Raw genomic sequence first — 18,447 nt, 5'->3', positions numbered from 1 at the left:
ATGACACAGGGAACGACAACCCCGGCAATTTTCGATCTCGAGCGACTGCGCCGCCGGGTGCGGCAGCGCGTGTTGCTTCGCGGGCTGCTCGGCTGGATCGCCGTGACGCTTCCCGCGGTGATCGCCGTGGTCTGGATGGCCGGTGCCGAGGCGATGCGTGGCGGCCTGATCGCCGCCGGCCTGAGTCTGGGGCTCCTGGCATTCCTGGCGCTCGCCGCTGCACGGCTGGTCTGGCGTCCGTGGCGGCGATACGCGGACCGTGCCCTGTTTGCCGCCGCAGTGGACGCCAAGGGTTCGTTCGCCAATGTGGTCGTCGCGGCCGAGGAAGCTGCGCGGATGCCCGAGCGCTGGTCCGCAGGCGATGCCGTGGCCAGCGAACTGGCGCGCCGGCTCGACGCCGCGGCCACGACGGCGCTGTCGTCGTTGTCGCCGACGCGCGTGGACCCGGATCCGGCACGCGGGCGACGACTGGCCGTGGTGGCGCTTGCCGCGATTCTGGCCGTGGCATTCGGCGCGTTCCAGCCCGCGCGGGTGGTCCGTGGCGTTGCGCTGCTGACCAGTCCGTTCGGCGGCGGCAACACGAGGGCCGGGGCTGCCCTCGTCGCCGAACCTTCGGCGGCCTGGGTGGTCGCCGGGGGCAGCGTGCAGCTGGCGGCGCTCGACTACGCGCCGGACGCCGCCGTGGTCCAGGCGGAGGTTCGCTTCGGTGAGGCAGCCTGGTCACGTGTGTCGGCAGTGGCCGGGCCATTGGAGGCGCCGACGGCAGCCGGCGGGCCGCAACGGCGGTGGCGGACTGCCGTGACCGACGTGCGCGAGGATTTCAGCTGGCGATTCCGGCGCGGCGAGACGGTGACGGCCACAGGCCAGGTTGTTGTGCGCCGGCCGCCGCTGCTGGCCGGACTGTCGGGACGCATCACCCCGCCGTCCTACATGAAGCTGCCGGTCATGAACGTCGAGCGCCTGCCGTCATTGAGCGAAGTCCCGGCCGGCAGCCGCGTTTCGTTGACCGGTCGCCTGGGGGGCGAGAAGTCGGGAAGCCGTCTCGCCGCGGCCTGGCTGAACACCGCTGCGGGCGACAGCCTGCCGATGGTCGTCGACGGCGCCGGCATTGCGATCGACCTGACGGTCCACAGCGAACTGGCGTTCACGGTCGGGCTGCGCGACGACTACGGACTGGAGTCGCCCGAACCGCTGGGCTATCGCCTGGCCGTCCTGGCCGACCATCCTCCGCAGGTGGATCTGTCCCGGCCGGGCGACGACGGGCTGTTGCCGCTGGACGGACGCCTGACGCTCCTTGTCGAGGCCACCGACGATTTCGGCCTGAGGCGACTGGAACTCCTGGCCGGCACGGGCGGGGATCGCGGAACAGGGCCGGATGCGCCGGGACGCACGGCCTTCGGCCCGGAAGCGACGGGCACGTGGCTGACGTTGCGCACCGCGGTCGGGGAACTGCGCCTCAAGGTGCGCGATCTCGCTGCGGGCGACGCGCCCTTGCGCGCCGCGCTGGCGCTGGAGATCGAGGCCGGCGACCTGGAACTGGTTCCCGGCGACGTCCTCGAGCTGGTTGTCGAGGCACGCGACAATCGATCTCCCGGCGACGGGCAGGTGGCGCGCTCGACCGTCCTGCGCCTGGCCCTGCCTTCGGCCTCCGATGTGCTGGCAGCGCAGGCCGAGTCCGCGCAGCAGGGCCGCGAGGAACTGGAGGAAGCGCGTCGCCGTGGCCGGCAACTCGACGCCGACCTCGAGCGGCTGGCCCGGGAACTGATGAAGAACCCGGTGCCCGACTGGGCACGGCAGCAGGAGATCGAGGCAGCCGTGCAGCGTCAACAGGCCCTGCAGCAGGAACTGGCGCGTGTGGCCGAGGAACTGCGGCGGCAGATGGAACAGCTTGCGGGCGGCAAGCTTACCTCGGAAGCCCAGCTCGAACGGGCTGAACAGCTGGCCGAGCTTCTCTCGCCGCCGGATGCCGATCAACTCGCGGCGTTGCTCGAAAAACTCGAACAACCCGGCGGCCAGGTGGCTCCTGACCAGGTGGCCCAGGCCATGGACGAGGTCGCCCAGGCGCAGAAGGACATGGCCCGCCGGTTGGACGCGGCACTCGCCACGATGAAGCGCATGGCCGATGAACAACGGTTCGAAGGATTGACGTCGCTGATCGAGGACATGATGAGGCGACAGCAGGAGCTGGCCGAACTCAGTCGCGACCTCGAGGCCAAGCGCGAAGGCGCAGACCCGAAGGCCGGGAGCAGCGAGGAATCCCCATCCGCGGACGAGCTCGCGCGGCGACAGGAAGCCCTGGCGGCGGAGCTCGAGCAGCTTCGCGAGAAGCTCGAGCAGGCGCTGGCCGAACAAAGCGAATCGGTGGCCGGGGAGAAGAGCCCCGACGGCGAGCAGGGCGAGTCCGGGGAAAAGAGCGAGTCCGGCGAGAAAGGCGAGTCCGGCGAGAAGGGCGAGAAGGGCGAGAAGGGCGAGAAGAAGGACACATCAGCGCAGGAGAAGGCGCTGCGCGAGGCCCTCGAGAAGCTGAAGAAGCAGCAGTCCTCGGGCAGCATGGGGAGCGCCTCGGAGATGCTGCAGAAGATGGACCCGGGCGAGGCGGCGAAGATGCAACAGCAGGCGCTCCGGGATCTCGGTTCGCTCTACAGCGTCCTGGTGGCGTCGCAACAGGCGATGCAGGCGGCGATGAAGATGGAACAGGTGTCGTCACTGCGTGGCCTGGCGGCCGACCTGCTGGCCTTGTCCGCGCGGCAGGAGGAACTGGGCAACCGCATCCCGCCGCAGCTGCAGGATGTGCGCAACCTTGAGTTGACGCGCCAGCAGCACCGGCTGCAGAAGGCCGCCGTCGGCACGCGTGAACGCCTGGCCGGGCTGCTCGAGGAAGCCCCGAACCGGATCCTGAAGCTGCTGGAAAAAATGGACGGGCTCGTCGAGTTGATGGGCGGCGGTGTGCGTGCGCTCGACGAGGGACGCGCCGCTGAGGCGCGGGACCAGTCCGGGCGCAGCCTCGCGGAATCGAATCGCATCGTCATCGGCCTGCTGACCGAAGCGCAGATGTCCAGCAGTGGGGGCGGCGGTGGCGGCGGGCAGCAGTCGGCCAGCGAGCAGTTGCAGGAACTGGCGCGCCAGCAGGCCGAACTGAACGGGGCCACCGAGGAGTTGCGGCGCATGTTGGCCGATCGCGGCATCAGCCAGCAGACCCGGTCGCAGATGCAGCGCCTGGGCGAGCAGCAGGGCGAACTTGGAAAGGAACTGGCCCGGCTCACCGAGCAGGAGCGTGAACGCCCGGCCGGGGAGGGTGCGCGTCTGCTCGGCGACATGGAGGAACTGGGTCGCCAGATGGAACGGGTGGGCGACGACCTCGGCGGCGGGCAGGTCGACCAGGAAGTCCTGCTGCGCCAGGACCGGATCCTGGGCCGGCTGCTCGATGCCCGCAATTCGGTGCGCGAGCGCGACTACAGCTCCCGCCGCGAAAGCCGCACCGCCAGGCGCACGTTCGACGCGCAGAAGGGGCGCGATGGCGCAGCGGACACGGAGGGCGGGGCCTCGGCGCTGCAGCGTTACCAGCGCCTCGAGGATGCGCCGCTCGAGTACCGTGACCTGGTGCGCCGCTATTTCGCGGCCATCGATTCGCTCCAGCGCGTGATGCCGCCGGGCCGTGACGGGGTGTTGCCATGAACCGGTGGTGCATGCATCCCCGTCGCCGGGTTACGGCGGCGTTGGCGCGCCGCGCGCCGCGCTGCGTGAAGTCCTGTGTGGCGTTCTGCTTCGTGCTGGCGGTGTTGCCCACAGCCATCGCGTTGGCCCAGGACGGTGGGCGGGCGCCGGGACTCCCCGAGATTCCCGGCTTCCCGCAGGAGAGAATGATGCGCCCCCAGACGCTGACCGGCGTCGATGTGATCGAGTTGCGGCGACGGCTGAGCGAACTGGACCGCCTGCTGGTGCTGGGCAGCGCCGCACGTGCAGCGGCACTGCTCGACGAACTGGCCCAGCATTCGGCACTGACACGCGAGCTCGTGACGCGACGCATCGAGTTGGAACAGTTGCGGGGCGATCATGCGGCGGCCGCCGCGCTCTGTCGCCGGGCCGTGGCGGAACAACCGCTCAATCCGTCACTGTGGCGCGAACTGGCATCGTCGCTTCTGGCCCTCGACCAGCCCGATTCGGCACGGCTGGCCCTGGATCGATTCCTGGCCAACAGCCCGAATCTCCGCAGCTCGGGCCTCGTGTCGGTGGAAATGCTGCGCGCGGCCGGGCGCCCGGTGGTGGCCCTGGGGCTGATCGATTCGTTGCGCGTGGTGCTGCGTGAACCGCGGTTCCAGGGTCTTGAGCGGGCCGCTGTCCTCCTGGCGGTCGACCGGCAGGAGGACGCAGCGGATGAAGCCCACGCCGAGCTGGTGTCCGGTCCCTACAACCTGGCGTTGTTGCGCACGGCGCTGCTGGAGGGGCCGTACAAGCGCGGTCTCGGCGACCGCTTCCGCGCGCGGTTGCTGGCATCCGCGCAGCGGCCCGACGGTTCGGCGGCGGCGCTCGTGCTGGTGGCCAACCTGATGGTAGTCGAAGGACAGGCGGCTCCGGCGGTGGCGCTGGTGGCGCCGCTGGCGACGCGGCCCGACGGTGCACTGCTCCTGCTGCAGAACGCGGTGGTGCTGATGCGCGAGCGTGCACAGGATGTTGTCGACGCCCCGGCCACCGCCGCGGCCCGGCCGTCCATGGCGTCCCCATCGGCCATCGAGGCCCAGGCGACCATCGATTACCTGCTCGGGACGCTGGATGCGCTGAGTGGCGCCGCGAGCGGCGCGCCCAGCCTGCGTGTCCGCGCCGCCGACCTCCTGGCCGAGACCTGTGAACTGGCGCTCGGGCGCGGCTTGCTGGGTCCGGATCCGCGGGCGGCTGCGGTCCGGTTCGACGAAATTCTGGCCCGCGTGCGCGCGGTGAACCCGGGCAGCGAGTTCCTCTACTCGTCGCGGATCCGGCTGGCCACCTATCGCCGCGACGTGCTCGGCGAGGCGCGCGAGGCGGCGCGCGGGCTCGAGAGGCTGGCCACCGACATGAACCTGCCCACCGAAGGGCTGGCGATGGTGCGTCTGACCCTGGGCGAGTGCTACCTGGCCGCGGGAGACACCGCGCGCGGGCGCCAGGTCCTGACGGCGCTGGGGCGCGATCCCGAGTTCAGGCAGGCCGGTGGTCATGCGCACTACCATCTGGCAAGACTCGACCTGGCCGAGGGCCACTACGCGACGGCGCGGGATCGCTTCGCCGTCATCGCCCTCGACAACCCGGCGGCGCCCTACGCCAACGATGCGCTCGACCTGGGCCTGGCCCTGGCCGAGGAACTGGAGAATCCCGGCGGCGGTCCGACGATCCTGCAGTGGTACGCGCAGGGGGTCTATGCCGAGCTGACCTCGCAGCCGGCGGCGCGGCTGGCCGCGCTGGAGCGATTCGTCCAGGAGGCGACGGCGCGACTTGACACTTCCGAACCGCAGCACCTGCTGGAGCGTGGGCGCTTCGAACTGGCCAAGGCACTCGTAGCGGCAGGCCGGCGCGACGAGGCGGCAACGCAGCTCGAGGCGATCGTGGCGCAGCACCCGCGTGGGCGCTTTCCCGGCGCAGCGCTGCAGATGCTCGGGCGATTGCGGCTGGAGGACGGCCGCAACGACCTGGCCCGCGAGGCATGGGAGCGGCTGCTGGCCCAGTATCCCGGCTTCCTGTTCAGCGACGATGTCCGGGACGAACTCAGGAGGTTGCCGCGTTGAGGAAGCGCCCTGCCTTGTTCACGCTGCACCCGGTGCTGGCCCTGCTGGCACTGTTGATGATGGCCGGTGCCGCCGCTCCTGCGCGCGCCGAACGCTGGCTGCTGCTGCCGATGGACCTGGTCCAGCGCAACCACCTGCGTGCCTACGGTGTCGCTTTCCACACGCTGCAGGCCGGTGACAAGGTCAACTGGCTGCTCAACTACCGCGGCGGCAGCTTCCTGCTGAAGGACACGCAGAGGGCGCGCCTCGATGCGCGGCTGCTGGGTGTCGATTTCGAGGAACTGGGTGATGATGATGTTGCGGCCATCCGCGCCGTGGTCGCGCAGGAGAACATGGACGACGTGCTGCTGGAGAAGCCGCCGCGCATCGCCGTCTACAGTCCGCCGTACATGCAGCCGTGGGATGATGCGGTGACGATGGCCCTCACCTATGCCGACGTTCCCTACGACACGGTGTACGACACGGATGTCCTCGGCGGCCGCCTGCGCGAATACGACTGGCTGCACCTGCACCACGAGGACTTCACCGGCCAGTACGGGAAGTTCTACGCCAGCTTCGGGCTCGAGCCGTGGTACCTGGAGCAGAAGCACTTCCAGGAGGAACTGGCGAAGACCCTGGGCTATGCCACGGTGTGGCAGCAGAAGCACGCCGTTGCGTTGACCATTCGCCAGTACGTGGACGGCGGCGGCTTCCTGTTCGCGATGTGCTCGGCCACCGACTCGATCGATATCGCCCTGGCCTGGCTGGGCACGGACATCGTCGGCGAGCCCTACGACAACACGCCCGTCGCCCCGGACTGGCGGTCGAAGGCCGATTTCGAAGGCACCTTCGCCTTCGAGAATCTCAAGCTCACGACCAATCCCATGGTCTACGAGTACTCCGACCTCGACACGAGCGACTACGCGCAGATGCGCGGCGCCGAGGCGGACTACTTCACGCTCTTCGCCTTCGCCGCCAAGTACGACCCGGTGCCGGCGATGCTCACGCAGAACCATGTCAACGTCATCAACGGGTTCCTGGGGCAGACCACCGGCTTCCACCAGCGGTTCCTCAAGCGCTCGGTGGTGGCGCTGGCGGCCGTCGAGGGCACCGACGAGGTGAAGTACATCCACGGCAAGCGAGGGCAGGGGACCTTCACGTTCCTGGGTGGGCACGATCCCGAGGATTACCAGCACCGCGTCGGGGATGAGGCGACGGACCTGGACCTCTACCCGACGTCGCCCGGCTATCGGCTGATCCTGAACAACGTGCTGTTTCCGGCGGCGCGGCAGAAGCCCAGGAAGACCTGAGCCGGGTTCGTTATTTTATCGAGACAAATACCATACGAATTTGATATGCTTTGCCCCGGGACCGGCCCGGCGCCCATGCCGGGAACCCGAGGGAGGACGTGAGGATGGAGTATCCTGATTGCAAGAAGTGCGGCGAGGGCATGCTCCTGCCGCTGTCGGATTACGGCCGCGACGGCGCAGCCATCCATTACAAAGCCTGGGTTTGCCACAATCCGGGCTGCGGGTTCAGCATCCGCATCGACAACGGCGAGATCAGCTTCGGCAAGGGGCTGCGCGAGTCGGCGAAGTAGCGGTTCGGGGGTGGGCCGGCCGTGCGGCGGCCGGCCTTCACCGCAGATCCGGCGATACCGCGATGGCGCCTGGTCAGGGTGCCGCCGCCCGCCGCAGCCAGCGGCCGACCAGGACCAGCATCACCAGCGAGCCTGCCGCCAGCGCCAGGTCCACCGGCGTCGGTGTCGTCGGCTCCGCGCCGGCCGGACCTTCGGCCACCATCACACCCAGCGAAATCCCGTTGTGAACGGCGTGGGCCAGCCAGCAGGCGGTGAGTGAACCGGTCGCCTCCCAGATGAACGCCAGCATCAGGCCGACGCCGATCAGCCCCAGCAGGTACCAGGGCTCCCCGTGCACCAGTCCGAAGACGATGGACGAGGCCGCGATCGCCGGCCAGGGTCCCCAGGTGCGGCTGAAGACGCGGTGGATGAGCCCGCGGAAGATGATCTCCTCGGCCAGGGGGCCGCAGATGACGACGGCGAAGGCCGCGACGGCGATCTCCGTCGCCGAGACCGGCAGGTTCTGGGTGTAGTTCGCCAGCCACTGCGCATCGACCGGATGCAGCTTCAACGACAGGTAGGCCAGCAGCGAACCGGGCGCCAGCGCGGCCAGGGCCATCAGGACCGCGCCGGCGGCGGCCACCGGCGTCGGCCGGTCCAGCCCGAAGTCGTGGGCCCGGCGCCAGCGCCAGCGCCAGCCGAGCACCAGCAAGGGCAGGAAGACGCCGCCGATCGCGCCCGCCGCCACGGGGGCGAACAGGCCGCCGACGCGGTCGTACCAGGCCAGCTGGAAGGCGAAGTTGCCGAGCACCAGCAGGAAGGCCAGGGCCAGCACGCGGCCGCGGCTCCAGCTCTCCCAGAGGCCGGTGGCGGTTGTGGCCCGCAGGTTGCGCAGGTCGAACATGGGGGCCGGTTCCTTCGGCGCGGCGCGGGGCCGCCGATTGGCGCAGTGGGGTGGCCTCGCCGGATGTGCATTCGGCGGGAGAAAAGGTTAGTATGACCCGCGGGATTCGCCAATGAAAGGTGCCGGTGTGGCAGCACGCGCGATCGATGCGGTGATCTTCGACCTCGACAATACCCTGACCGACTTCATGAAGGCGAAGGAGGAATCCATCGCCGCCGCGGTCGACGCCATGATCGACACCGGCCTGCCGGTGAAGAGGCGCGAGGCCATCGACGGCATCTTCGCCATCTATCGCGACAAGGGCATCGAGCATCAGCGGGTGTTCAACTTCTTCCTCGAGCAGACCATCGGCCGTACCGACGACCGGGTGCTGGCCGCCGCCGTGATCGCCTACCGGCGCGCGCGCGATGCCTCGCTGGTGCTCTATCCGCACGCCAACTTCGTGCTCAATCGCCTGCTGAAGGACGGGTACAAGCTGGCCGTGGTCAGCGACGCACCGCGGTTCGAGGCCTGGCTGCGCCTGACGGCGCTGGGTCTGCAGCACGCCTTCGATGTGGTGCTGACCTTCGACGACACCGGGCATCGCAAGCCGGACCCCGAGGGCTTCCGCATGGCGCTCGAGCAGCTAGGCGTGTCGGCGGACCGGGCCCTGGTCATCGGCGACTGGAAGGAACGCGATATCCTGGGCGGGCGGAACGCGGGACTGCACACGGTCTATGCCCGCTACGGCGACCTCTATTCGCAGTACGCCGACAAGGTGGCCGGGCAGGGGCCCGAGCCGGACTATGTGGTCGACGACCTGATGCAGCTGCTGGATGTGCTGGCGAAGCTCAACCAGGGGACGACGGACGAAAGGGCGCGGGCATGAGGGTGTGCACGGCGAAGCAGATGGCGGCCATTGATCGTGCCACGATCGACGGCGGCGTGCCGGCCTCGGAACTGATGGAACGCGCCGGCCGGGCCCTGGCCGACCACGTGCTGGAATTCGTGGCCGAGCACGCCGACAGCGGGCACGGGCACGATCATGGCCACGACCACGGCCACGACCACGACCACGCCCACGCGTGCGGCGACAGTGCCTGCGAAGGGCACGAGGGCGGTAGCGACGAGGCCGGCGGCGCCACGGTGCTGGTCGTCTGCGGCAAGGGGAACAACGGCGGTGACGGCCTGGTCGTGGCGCGCCTGGTGCACGAGGAAGGACTGGCCGCGATCGTGCTGCTGCTGGCCGGGCCGAAGGAACTCTCGAAGGAAGCACTGAAGAACCTGGAGCGCCTGCCCGATGGCGTGGAGGTCGTGGCGCCGCCGCCCGAGGCCTGGGTCGAGGCCTATGACGAGTTGTCGGGAGAGGCGACGGTGGTCGTCGACGCCGTGCTCGGGACGGGCAGGCAGGGCGCCCTGGGTCGTGAACTGGCGGCGCTGTTCCGCGCGATGAATGATGCCGCGGTGCCCACGCTGGCGGTGGACGTGCCGTCCGGCGTGAACGGTGACGACGGCACGGTCGATCCCGTGGCCGTGGCGGCCGACGTGACGGTGACCATCGGGCTGCCCAAGCTGGGCCTGCTGCTGCCGCCGGGGCGCGACTACGCCGGTCGGCTCGAGGTCGTGGACATCGGCTTCGACCCTGCGGTGTGCGGGAAACTGGCGGGACCGTGGCACTGGCTGCAGCGTCAGGACTACCTGGGCCTGCTGCCGCCGCGCCCGACGTCCGTGCACAAGGGGCAGTGCGGCAGCCTGGTCGTGCTCGCCGGCTCGCGGGCCTACGGTGGCGCCGCGCACCTGGCCGCCCTTGGCGGCCTGCGCTCGGGTGCCGGGCTGGTGACCGTGGCGGCGCCGGCCGGGCTCGAGACGGCCCTGCGCGTGGCGCTTCCTGAGGCCCTGGTTCGCCCGCTGGCAGAGACTGCAGCCGGGACGCTGGCGCCGCCGGAAGCGCGTGACGTCGACGCCCTGCTGGCCGGCGCCGACGCGCTCGTGATCGGGCCGGGACTCGGCGATGATCCCGCGACCGATGCCTGGGTGCGCGACCTGCTGCTGCGCTCGACCTTGCCGATGGTCGTCGATGCCGATGGCCTCAATGCGCTGGCGCGCGGCGGCGTGACGCCTGCCTTTGGTGGCCGCCAGGTGGTCCTGACGCCGCATCCCGGCGAATTCGCCCGGCTGGCGGGACTGCCGGTCGCGGAGGTCGCGGCGCGGCGCCTGGAACTGGCGGCGTGGGCGGCCGACACCTGGGGCGCCGTGGTTGTCCTCAAGGGCTCGCCGGCCTTCATCGGCGTGCCCGGCGAGGGCGCGTTCGTCAACGCGACCGGCGACGATGCTCTGGCGCGCGGCGGCTCCGGCGACGTCCTGGCCGGCCTGATCGCGGGCCTCCTGGCGCAGGGGCTTCCGGCCCGCGATGCGGCACTGCTTGGCTGCTATGTCCACGGGCTGGCCGGCACCGCGGCAGCCCGCGAGATGTCGAGTCGCGGCGTGCTCGTGCGCGAGGTCGCCGCCGCGATCGGGCCGCAGTGGCTGGCCCTCGAACGCGAGGCGAGCGGTGTGGCTGAACTGCGCGAACGGCTGTGGCCCTCGCTGCCGCCGGAGGGTGCGCGGTGAAGGTCCTCGGCATCGAGACGTCCTGCGACGACACCAGCGTGGCCCTTTACGACAGCGGGCGCGGTGTCTCGGCCAACCTGCTCAGTTCGCAGGTCGACCTGCACGGCGTGTTCGGCGGCGTGGTCCCCGAGCTGGCCAGCCGCGCGCACCTGGTCAACCTGCTGCCGATGGTCGACCTGCTCATGGAGCGGCAGCAGCTGCGCCTGCGCGACCTGGACGGCGTCGCGGTCACCGCGGGACCGGGGCTGCTGGGGGCGCTGCTGGTGGGACTGTCGACGGCCAAGGCCCTGTGCTTCGCCGCCGACCTGCCGCTGGTCGGCGTGCACCACCTCGAAGGGCATATCCTGGCCAACGCCCTGACCGCCGACCTGGTGCTTCCGGCGACCGTGCTCATCGTTTCGGGCGGCCACACCGAGGTGGTCCACATGCCCGAGGTCGGCGTCTACGAACGGCTCGGCGGCACCCTGGATGATGCCGCCGGCGAGGCTTTCGACAAGACGGCGAAACTCCTCGGCCTGCCGTATCCGGGAGGCCCGCCGGTGGATGCCGCCGCACGGCGCGGGCACCCGGGACGTTTCACCTTCCCGCGCCCGCTCATGAGCGACAGCCGCACGGTGTTCAGCTTCAGCGGCCTGAAGACCGCGGTGCGCACGGTTGTCGAGGCGCTGCCGCGGCCCTCGACGAACAGACCATTGCCGATGTCTGCCTGGAGGCCCAGGAAGCCATCGTCGATGTCCTGTGCCACAGGCTGTTCCAGGCCGCGCGCCGGAAGCGCGCCCGCGCCGTGTACCTGGCCGGGGGCGTTGCAGCCAACGGCAGGCTGCGTGAGCGCATTGCCGACGAGGCGGGGCGCCGGGGGCTGCACTTCCTGCCGCCCGAGCGTGTCTACTGCACCGACAACGCCGCCATGATCGCCTACGCCGGCTGGTGCCACCTGGCCGCCGGGCGCACCGATCCCCTGTCCCTCGACAGCTTCGCGCGGGCGCCCCTGGCCTCCTGGCGCTGACACCTGCCTGCCGGAGACGACCGCGCCGGCACCTATTTCGGGTTCCCGTCCTCAAGATCCAGCCCGGAACAGCCGAATAGCAGGGGGAACCGGACCACCGGGATCGCCGTCGGCAACGGACGGCCGTGGTCCGAATTGCCGTGCTGGCATGCGCTTTGCGTTCCGGTGCGATGATACCGGTGTCCCGTCGGGACCCGGTGGTGCTTCGCCTCTCAGACCGGGGATGTCGATGGCCGCCAAAGCCCGGATTCTCGTCGCCGATGACGAGCCGCACATCCGGAGAATCCTCCAGTTCCTGCTCGAACAGGAGGGTTTCGAGGTACGTCTGGCCGAGGACGGTGAAGAAGCCTGGCAGGCCGTGGCCAGCTTCCGACCGGACCTCGTCCTGCTGGATGTCATGATGCCCCGCCGGGACGGATTTTCCGTCCTCGAGATCATTCGTGCCGGGTTCGAGACGGCACGGCTGCCGGTGATCCTGCTGACGGCCAAGAGCGACGCCGCCGACAAGGTCCTCGGCCTGCGCGGCGGAGCCAACGACTACATCGTCAAACCCTTCAGCCACGACGAGTTGCTGCTGCGGGTGAGCAATCTACTTGAAGCCACGCGCCGGGAGCGGGAAGCCAACCCGCTGACCGGGCTGCCGGGCAACCGGGCGATCGAGCGCGAGATCCAGACACGGCTGGGCCGGGGCGACGACTTCGCGCTGATGTACGTCGACATCGACCGCTTCAAGAGCTTCAACGACCACTACGGCTACGCGCGCGGCGATCGCGCCATTTCGTACACCGCCGGCGTCCTGGTCGGCTGCGCCCAGAAGTACGGCCCCGGAGGGGTGTTTGTCGGGCATGTGGGCGGCGACGATTTCGTGGTTGCGACCGCGTCGGAAGGCGCCGGCGAACTGGGTCGCCGGATCATCGAGGAGTTCGATGCCGGCGTGGTGGCCCTGCACGACGCGCCGGACGCGGAGCGGGGGTATCTCGAGGTCGAGAATCGGGCCGGTGTCCGCGAACGATTCCCGCTCATCGCGCTGACCGTCGCCCTCATCACCGACGTCAGGGGCCGCTTCACGCATCCGGCCGAACTGAGCGACACCCTGGCCGAACTCAAGAAGTACGGCAAGGCGAACCCCCGCAGCGTCGTCGTGCGCGAGCGCCGGACGCGGCTGGGGGATCCCGAACTGATCATGACCTCAGGCACGAGCGCGGGCATCCCTGGCCCGGGCTCCGACGACCCGACACCGAAGTCCTGAGGCGAGGCGTCATGCAGACCATCACCTCCACACCGAGTGAAAGGGCGCGCGACGTCAATGCCGTCGCGGAGTTCTGGTCGCGCCTGTCGCTCGCCGGCGAGTCGCCGCTCGTGGTCGACACCATGGAGGCGGCGCTGGAGTCGTTGCGCCTCGTGCCCGGCTCGGCAGGCGTGGCAGTGGCGATCGACCCGCTGCAGGCCGCGGCCCTCGACGCCACCTGGGACACGGGCCGGCCCTGGTGCCTGGCCACCGCCCCGGACGGCAGTTCCGGCTGGAGCGCGCCGGCGGGCGGATGGCCCGCCGTGCGCTCGGCCGCAGCCGGCCGCAGCAACTGGTCGCAGGCGCCGCTGGCCGGCGCGGTGACCGTGGTGGCGGCCGGTGAACCGCCCGTCATGGTTCTGGCGATGGCGGGCGAAGCGGGGCCCGCAGCCGACGCGGCCCGACGGCAGGTGCTGGCACCGGTCGCAGCCTCGGCGATGGCGGCACTCAGTTCGCTGGCGGCACTGGCGGCGCTGCAGGCGGAAGTGGTCCGCCTGGCCGGCGAGAATCACGCCCTGGGCCGCCTGAACCGGCTCCAGGGCCGGTTCGTCGCCATGGCCAGCCACGATTTCAATGCGCCGCTCACGGCGATCACGGCCTACACCGAGGTGCTCCTGGGGCAGGTCGGCAACGAAGGCTTCCCGCACGCGGTCGAGTTCCTCGGTGTGATCCGCTCCGAGTCCGGCCGCCTGCTGCGCATGGTCGACCGCATCCTCGATTTCACGCGCGTCGAGTTCGGCCCGCAACTCATGACGCTCGAACCGGTCGAACTGTCGACGCTGGTTCACGAGGCCGTGCGCGCCCTGGCTCCCTCGAGCAACGCCCGCGGCCTGCAGGTGGCCGTCGAAGCGCCGGCGTTCCTGCCGCGCGCCGAAGTGGACGCCGACCTGATCCGTCAGGTGATCGTCAATCTGCTCGGCAACGCCGTGAAGTACACGCCCGCCGGCGGACACGTGCGCATCGTGCTGTCCGAGGAAGAGGCCTCCGTCGCGGTCAGCGTGCAAGACGACGGGCCCGGCATCCCGAGCGAGGACATCCGCCGCATCTTCCGCGAGTTCTACCGCGCCGAAGGCGCCGCGCAGCAGGCGGAAGGCTCGGGGCTCGGCCTGAGCATCGCGCGGCATATCGTGCAGTTGCACGGCGGGCACATCGAGGCGCGTCGCCTGCCGCAGGGCGGCAGCGAGTTCCGCTTCCTGGTGCCGAAGGAAATGGGCGAGCTGGCTGCCATGCCGCAGGTGACCGGACTGCAGGTGTCGCCCGAGAAGGCGTCGCAGCTGATCTCGGTGGTGCTGCGGACGGTCGCCGAGCTGTCCGGTTCGCTCGCGGTCGTGTTGATGCTGGGCGATGGGCGCGGCGCGCTGGTGCCGGTCGGCTCGCTTGGCCTGCGCCACGAGACGCGCCGGTTGCGGCCGGTCATCCTGACCGAGGCCTGGCGTCGGTTCCTGCTCGACGGGCGTGCGCAGAGGGATCCCGGCTCCATCGTCGGTGACCTCAACCTGGGCGCTTCCGGGGACATGGAGGAACGCCTCTACTGTCCGCTCGTTGACGGCGAGGAGCCTGTGGGCGTGATCATCGCCGGGCGCCGAACCGGCGAGGCCGGCTATGGCGCGCCCGAGCGCCAGCAGCTTGAGGTGCTGGCGCGCATCATCACGACGGCGCTGCGCCACTTCGAGGGCAACGAGCAGCGCGTGCTGGAGGCGTTGCAGGTTCTCCTGCAGACGCGCCGCACCGGCATTCCGACCTCGACCCCCGAAGCGCTGCACCTGGTGGCGCGCCTGGCCCGTTCACTCGGCCTGGGTGTGCCGGATGCGCGCCGGCTCCTGTATGCCGCGACCCTGCACGACGCCGGGATGGCGCGCGTCGAGGACGAGATCGTGCTGGGCGCCGCGCCGCTGAGCTGGGATGAACGGGACGAAGTGGACCGACATGTCGAACAGGGCTGCGACCTGGTCGCGCCGCTGCTGCCGGATCCCGCCGTGCGCAGCCTCATTCGCCACCATCACGAACGCATGGACGGCAGTGGCCATCCGGACGGCCTGTCCGGCGAGAGCATCCCGCTGGGGGCGCGCATCCTGGCCGTCGTCGATGCCTGGTTCTCGTTGACCAAGGACAGGCCCTTCCGCACCGGACTGGATCCCGCGGCGGCAATGGCCGAGATCCGTGCCAATGTCGGCACGCAGTTCGATCCGCACGTCGTCGATGCCTTCGAGGAACTCATGGCGACGCCGGAGTCCGGGACGACCTGAAATTCGACCAGCAGCCCGAGGAGCGAGCATGGCCCCGCGCCCGAGAATCCTGATCGTGGATGACGAGAAGCCCATCGCCACCCTGCTGGCGCAGACCTTCGCCAATGAAGGATTCGAGGTGGCGAATGCCCACGACGGGATCGACTGCATGAACAAGATGGCCTCGTTCCAGCCGGACGTGGTGATCATGGACATCATGATGCCGAAGCTGGATGGCGTCGATGCCACGCGCCTGATCCGACGCAACCGCATGCAGGGCGGCACGCTGATCGTGGCCCTGTCGGCCCGCGCGGACGAGGAGACGAGGGCCCGCATGAAGGAAGCCGGCGCCGACCTGTTCATGCGCAAGCCCTTCGTGATCGCCAAGCTGGTGGATCGCGTCGGTCGCATGCTGGCCGCTCGGTCGGGAAAGGTGTAGGCACCGTCAATGCCCTCGGCACGCGTCACAGCCCGCTTCGCTTCGCTGCTTGCCGCCATGGTGGCGGGCGCGGCGCTGCTGGCTGCCGTACGCGGCGACGGGGCGATGACCGCGGTCGCCGGCATCCTGCTGGCCGGGCTGGCCGGGCTCCTGCGCTGGCCGATGTCCCCTGTCGCGGCGGCCGCGGACACAGTGACGCCTGGTGTCGGTGAAGCCGACCCCGCTGCCCCGTGGCGTGCGAGGGTCCGCGCACTCGAGCGTATCCTGGCCGCCTCGAACCGCCTGAACTCGACGTACGCGCGCGGTGAACTGGCCGACCGGGTGGTCGCGACCGTGGTCGAACTGGGCGGCTTCAGGCGCGCATACCTGAGCCTCTGGGACGACACGGTGCATGCCTTCGTCGCCCGCTCCTTCGCCGGTCTCGATGCGGAAGAGGTGGCGGCGCTGGCGGCCGCTCCCGTCCCGCTGGGCGTCTTCGCGGAGTTGACGTCCCCGCAGCACCGCTACTCGAACTGTTTCCTGGTGCCGGGCGGCCCCGGCACGGACCAGACGGCTCCGGCGGCCGGGCCCTGGGGCAACGGCCTGCGCCTGGTGGCGCCTCTGGTCGCCGCTTCCGGTGAACGATTCGGCTTCCTGTGCCTTGCCGACCCCGTCGACGGTCGCGTTCCCGATCCCGACCGCCTGCGCCTGCTCGAGTTCCTGCTGCAGCAATCGTCCACGGCGCTGGAATCCGCGGAGATCTATGACCGGCTCGCGGCCCGCAACGCCGAACTCTCCGCGGCGTCGCGCAAGCTCGACAGCCTGGCCAAGATGAAGCGCAATTTCGTGGCGAACGTGAGTCACGAACTGCGCACGCCGCTCACCTCGATCTCCGCCTACAGCGAACTGCTGCAGTCGAACCTGGACAGCCTGTCGGGTGAATCGCTGGCCGAGTTCCTGCGCGTGATCCACACCGAGAGCCAGCGGCTCGGCGGCGTGATCAACGACATCCTCGAGATCAGCAGCATGGAGAAGGGGCGTCCGGCTCTCCACACGGCCGAGGTCGACCTGGCGCAGCTGCTGCGGCGCCAGTCGGAAAGCTGGTCGCGCCGGGCACATGAGCGTGGTTTGGAACTGGTTGTCGAGTCCGGCGAGGCGCCGATCTGGCTGCCTGCCGACCAGGTCCTGTTGCGCCAGATGCTGGACCATCTGGTCGACAACGCCATCAAGTTCACCTCGGACGGCGGCCGCGTGACGATCACGGTGAGCGAAGCCGGCACGGCGGCACGCATGACCGTCGAGGACACGGGCATCGGCATACCCGACGACAAGCTCGGCGAGATCTTCCAGTCGTTCTTCCAGGTCGATGGTTCCGCCACGCGCGCCCACAACGGGCAGGGCGTCGGCCTGGCGATCTGCCACGACATCGTGCAGCATCACGATGGCCGCATCTGGGCGGAGAATGTCGAACCGAAGGGCGCGCGGTTCACCGTGCTGTTGCCGCGCCGGGCGCCGGTCGTGCTCAATCGCGAGCAGGAGAACGTCGGTGCAGGCGGCCTCGAGCCGGGCGAGTTCCTGCAGCGCCTCATGCACTGGGTCGGCGGCAGTCTCGGCGTGCAGACGGCTGCCTTGATGGTCCCGGACGAGGACGGGCAGGCGCTGGTGGTCCGTGCCGCCATCGGCTTGCCGGGTGCGGTGGTGCAGGGCGCCCGCCTGCGTCGCGGCGCCGGCTACGCGGGTCGTGTCTGGGCGACCGGTCGTACGTTGCTGATCACCGACCTCAACGCCGGGCCGGACGGACCGCGTGAATCGAACGAGCCGCGCTACACGACACCGTCGCTGCTTTGCGTCCCCCTGCACGAGGGTGATCGCTGCGTGGGCGTCCTGACGGTCAACAACAAGATCGACGGCACGGCACTCGACGACGACGATCGCCTGTTGATGGAGGGCCTGGCGCCGCGCGTGGCCGGGCTGCTGGAGCGTTTCGCCTCCTGGAACCGCGAAGGGCTCTCGCTGCAACAGGTCCGCTACGCCCTGAGGGCGACGACAGCCGTCGGCCAGCCCTGTCGCGAGAGCCTGCACGGTATCTGCCGCGAGATCTGCCTGGCGACGGCGCGCCGGCTCGGCTTCGACCAGGAGGACCTGGCGGCGCTGGCGTTCGCGCTCCCTTACTACGACGTGGGGCTCAGCCGGGTGCCGCCGCAGCTGCTGGCCCGGGCGGGACGACTCGATGAAGCGGAGGAAAGGCTGGTCCAGGGTCACGTCGCGGCCGGCCTGGAGATCCTGGCGCCGCTTGCCGTGGATCCGCGCGTCCGGCGCCTGATCCGTCACCACCACGAGAATGTCGATGGCACCGGCTACCCGGCCGGCCTGGCCGGCGAGGCCATCCCGGTCGGGGCGCGCCTGCTGCGGTTGACCGACACCCTGGCGGCCCTGCTCAGCCGGCGGCCGTGGCGCGGCGCCTGGACCCTGGAAGCGGCCACAGCCGAGCTGCGTGACCATTCCGGCAGCCGCTACTGTCCGCGGCTGACGCCCGAATTCCTGGTGGAAGTGGACTCGCGGCGCGAACGCATCCTTGCGCTGCAGGTTGACGCGGGCATGGCCGGCGAACTGCGTCGCCCCGTTCTCGATCGTGAAGGGATGGTCTCGGTCCGGGACTAGGAACCGGACCGCGTGCGACCCGGGCTCAGGTCCGTCGGTCGCCTG

Annotated in this window: 11 protein-coding genes and 1 pseudogene; 11 read left to right on the top strand and 1 reads right to left on the bottom strand. The window is 70.1% G+C overall.

Annotated features, from left to right (window positions below; genetic code table 11):
- The 4 genes from IPG61_12735 (at position 1) to IPG61_12720 (ending at position 7,332) form a co-directional block, all read left to right on the top strand.
- On the top strand, positions 1-3,675 hold the full coding sequence (locus tag IPG61_12735) for a hypothetical protein (protein ID MBK6734921.1): 3,675 nt from the start codon (positions 1-3) through the stop codon (positions 3,673-3,675).
- Positions 3,676-3,752: 77 nt separating this feature from the next.
- A complete protein-coding gene (locus tag IPG61_12730) occupies positions 3,753-5,753 on the top strand; it encodes a tetratricopeptide repeat protein (GenBank protein ID MBK6734920.1) in 2,001 nt (666 codons plus the stop codon).
- Between the two features lie 56 nt (positions 5,754-5,809).
- Entirely contained in the window at positions 5,810-7,042 is a 1,233-nt protein-coding gene (locus IPG61_12725) for an asparagine synthetase B (protein MBK6734919.1), read from the top strand.
- A gap of 104 nt (positions 7,043-7,146) precedes the next feature.
- Positions 7,147-7,332 carry a hypothetical protein gene (locus tag IPG61_12720; protein ID MBK6734918.1) on the top strand — a complete coding sequence of 62 codons (186 nt, stop codon included), beginning with the start codon at positions 7,147-7,149 and terminating at the stop codon, positions 7,330-7,332.
- A gap of 73 nt (positions 7,333-7,405) precedes the next feature.
- Here the strand turns inward: IPG61_12720 and IPG61_12715 are convergent, their stop codons facing one another.
- On the bottom strand, positions 7,406-8,215 hold the full coding sequence (locus IPG61_12715) for a CPBP family intramembrane metalloprotease (protein ID MBK6734917.1): 810 nt from the start codon (positions 8,213-8,215) through the stop codon (positions 7,406-7,408).
- Between the two features lie 112 nt (positions 8,216-8,327).
- On the opposite strand from IPG61_12715, the gene IPG61_12710 reads away from it, so the two are divergent.
- The 7 genes and pseudogenes from IPG61_12710 (at position 8,328) to IPG61_12680 (ending at position 18,402) form a co-directional block, all read left to right on the top strand.
- A complete protein-coding gene (locus IPG61_12710) occupies positions 8,328-9,083 on the top strand; it encodes an HAD-IA family hydrolase (protein ID MBK6734916.1) in 756 nt (251 codons plus the stop codon).
- Complete coding sequence (locus IPG61_12705; GenBank protein MBK6734915.1) at positions 9,080-10,804, top strand: NAD(P)H-hydrate dehydratase; 1,725 nt, start codon at positions 9,080-9,082, stop codon at positions 10,802-10,804. The genes IPG61_12710 and IPG61_12705 overlap by 4 nt, the downstream gene beginning before the upstream one ends.
- A pseudogene (gene tsaD / locus IPG61_12700) lies at positions 10,801-11,810 on the top strand (tRNA (adenosine(37)-N6)-threonylcarbamoyltransferase complex transferase subunit TsaD). Before IPG61_12705 ends, tsaD begins: the two are co-directional and overlap by 4 nt.
- Before the next feature lie 229 nt (positions 11,811-12,039).
- Positions 12,040-13,059 carry a response regulator gene (locus IPG61_12695; protein MBK6734914.1) on the top strand — a complete coding sequence of 340 codons (1,020 nt, stop codon included), beginning with the start codon at positions 12,040-12,042 and terminating at the stop codon, positions 13,057-13,059.
- Between the two features lie 11 nt (positions 13,060-13,070).
- A complete protein-coding gene (locus IPG61_12690) occupies positions 13,071-15,344 on the top strand; it encodes an HD domain-containing protein (protein ID MBK6734913.1) in 2,274 nt (757 codons plus the stop codon).
- Between the two features lie 28 nt (positions 15,345-15,372).
- Positions 15,373-15,762, top strand: coding sequence for a response regulator transcription factor (locus IPG61_12685; GenBank protein MBK6734912.1), 390 nt, complete (start codon positions 15,373-15,375; stop codon positions 15,760-15,762).
- Between the two features lie 9 nt (positions 15,763-15,771).
- Positions 15,772-18,402: a GAF domain-containing protein gene (locus tag IPG61_12680; protein MBK6734911.1), complete on the top strand. Its 2,631-nt coding sequence runs from the start codon at positions 15,772-15,774 to the stop codon at positions 18,400-18,402.
- The last annotated feature ends 45 nt before the right edge of the window (positions 18,403-18,447 follow it).

This window comes from bacterium, assembly GCA_016703265.1.
Classification (GTDB): Bacteria; Krumholzibacteriota; Krumholzibacteriia; order LZORAL124-64-63; family LZORAL124-64-63; genus CAINDZ01.
This window is presented reverse-complemented; position numbering and strand designations above follow the sequence as displayed.